This window comes from Terriglobus sp. YAF25, assembly GCF_052113305.1.
Classification (GTDB): Bacteria; Acidobacteriota; Terriglobia; order Terriglobales; family Acidobacteriaceae; genus Terriglobus.
Map to the genome: position 1 here is coordinate 1 of NZ_JBFRCY010000709.1, position 2,365 is coordinate 2,365.

3 protein-coding genes are annotated in these 2,365 nt (G+C 58.8%); all 3 read left to right on the forward strand.

The genetic code is table 11. From position 1 onward, the window contains the following. A partial coding sequence (locus AB4043_RS22695; protein WP_442308176.1) for a hypothetical protein occupies positions 1–332 on the forward strand: 332 nt, incomplete at its 5' end. A gap of 18 nt (positions 333–350) precedes the next feature. Continuing rightward, the gene (locus AB4043_RS22700; protein ID WP_442299419.1) at positions 351–668 is read left to right on the forward strand and encodes a hypothetical protein; all 318 of its coding nucleotides are present in this window, start codon (positions 351–353) and stop codon (positions 666–668) included. A 124-nt stretch (positions 669–792) separates the two neighbouring features. Beyond that, positions 793–2,271 (forward strand): hopanoid biosynthesis associated radical SAM protein HpnJ, encoded by a 1,479-nt coding sequence (gene hpnJ, locus AB4043_RS22705; RefSeq protein WP_442308177.1) that lies wholly within the window; start codon positions 793–795, stop codon positions 2,269–2,271. Positions 2,272–2,365: the final 94 nt, after the last annotated feature.

A 2,365-nucleotide genomic window follows, 5' to 3' on the forward strand; every position in this document is an offset into this window, starting at 1 on the left:
CCGTGAACGCTCTGCCGGAACTCGCCGTACGCACCGAGATCGCCACCCTGGATCGGGACCTGGCGCAACAGCAACTGGAAGCGGTGCAGATTCAACTCAATCAGGGTTCGGGTAATCCGAACGCTCCCCAGCCAACCCCGAAGGATGAGCAGAACGCACGCATTCAGGAGCGACAGAAGTTTCTGGACATGCTGGATGCGGACCTCGCGCTTCGTCAGACCCAAATCAGCGCCCTGCGCGTTACCGGTCAATTGGAACAGTGGTTGAAGAGCTCTGTCCGGCTCGACAATACGCTGCCACAAGCTCCGTCAGCGGCAACCTCTAGGCCCTGATTCGCATTCTTACCAGAAATGCGCAAGGTTTTTCTGGTCGTCATCCTTCTACTGGTGGGAGGGGTGATCTACGGGGTGTATCACGACCGCCGGCTGGATGCTCGTCTGAACCAGGTCTTTCCGCAGGAACCGGAATCCGTCGTCAAAGTAGCCATGGGAGCTCCTAGCAGTATCAGCAGCCCCTGTTCCGCCTACGGAACGACCGTCACCCTTGGAGATTGCGACCACGTCCTGGTCTATCGCTCCTTTTTCTATGCCCTGCATCCGAAGTTCTGGCTCGTATTTGTGGACGCTAAAGGTCTAACCACCGCCACCTCCCGGCAAAACCTCCCTTAGACAGAAAATGAGATAGCGCGTCCTGCGCGTACCTGCGTAGGTTCCATTCGAGGCTTCTCAGGCATCCTGACTGGCACTCGGGGCGGTTTCCATAGCCCCGAATGGTAAAATCAGGGGTATTACCATGCCGCTGAAAACGCTGTTACTTAACCCGCCCTCGTTTGAGAATTTTGACGGCGGAGCCAGTTCCCGCTGGCCCGCTACCCGCGAAATCGAGTCGTACTGGTATCCCGTGTGGCTTGCGTATCCGGCTGGAATGCTCGAGGGTTCACGCCTGCTCGACGCTCCTCCGCACCATATCTCCGCAGACGAGACGATCGAGATCGCCAAGGGTTACGAGTTCCTGGTGCTGTTCACCTCGACTGTAGGCTGGGCCGGCGACCATGCACTGGCGCAGGCCATCAAGAACGCCAACCCCGGCATCAAGATCGCCTTCGTCGGACCGCCGGTCACCACTGACCCAGATCGCGCTCTGAACGAGTGCTCGGTGATCGACTTCGTCTGCCGCCGCGAGTTCGACTTCTCCGTCGTCGAATTTGCGCAGGGCAAGCCGCTGAACGAGATTCTCGGTATCAGCTATCGCAATACCGACGGCACCATTCAGCACAATCCTGACCGTCCGCAGGTCGAGAACCTCGACCAGATGCCCTGGGCGACCCAGATCTATAAGCGCGATATGGACGTGACAAAGTACAACGTCCCATTCCTGCTGCACCCCTACATCGCGCTCTACTCCACTCGCGGCTGCCCGGCACAGTGCACCTACTGCCTGTGGCCACAGACTCTCTCCGGCCACGCATGGCGTAAGCGCTCGTCTGACGACGTCGCTGCCGAGATGAAGTGGGCCAAGGAGAACTTCCCCGAGGTTAAGGAGTTCTTCTTCGACGACGATACCTTCAACATTCAGAAGGCGCGCACCATCGAGTTGTGCGGCAAGCTGAAGCCGCTGGGTATCACATGGTCCTGCACCTCGCGCGTGACCACCGATCGCGACACCCTGAAGGCCATGAAGGAAGCCGGCTGCCGCCTGCTGATCGTGGGCTTCGAGTCCGGCGACCCGCAGATCCTGAAGAACATCAAGAAGGGCGCCACCGTTGAGCGTGCTCGCGACTTCGTGAAGGACTGCCACGATCTCGGCCTGGTCATCCACGCTGACTTCATTCTCGGCCTTCCGGGCGAGACCAGGGAGTCGATCCGCAACACGATCAACTTCGCCAAAACGCTGGACTGCGAGACCATCCAGGTCTCCATCGCTCACGCCTACCCTGGCACAGAGTTCTACGACTACGCCAAGAAGAACGGCTTCATCACCAACGAGGTCATGTCAGACGATAGCGGCCACCAGATGGCGCACATCGAGTACCSCGGTCTGCCGACCGAGTATGTTCTCGAGATGGTTCATCGCTTCTACGACGAGTACTACTTCCGTCCGAAGGCGGCCTTCCGCGTGATCTGGAAGGCGATCGTCAACCGCGATGTTCCTCGTCTGTACCAGGAGGCCAAGGCCTTCCTGAAGCTGCGTTCGCAGCGCAACAAGGTCGTCAGGCAGAAGAAGGCGGAGAACGCGCTGAAGCAGCAGGAATCCGTCAGCATGAACGCGTAGTCTCAATGCAGCTGTACAAGCATGAGGCGGGGCTTTGGCCCCGCCTCATGCTTGCCTAAGACAGAAAGATGAACGGATGAGCTCCACCCAACAC

Excerpts from the sequence above, each read along its gene's own strand:
- AB4043_RS22700 (WP_442299419.1), top strand. The coding sequence starts at position 351 with ATGCGCAAGGTTTTTCTGGTCGTCATCCTTCTACTGGTGGGAGGGGTG.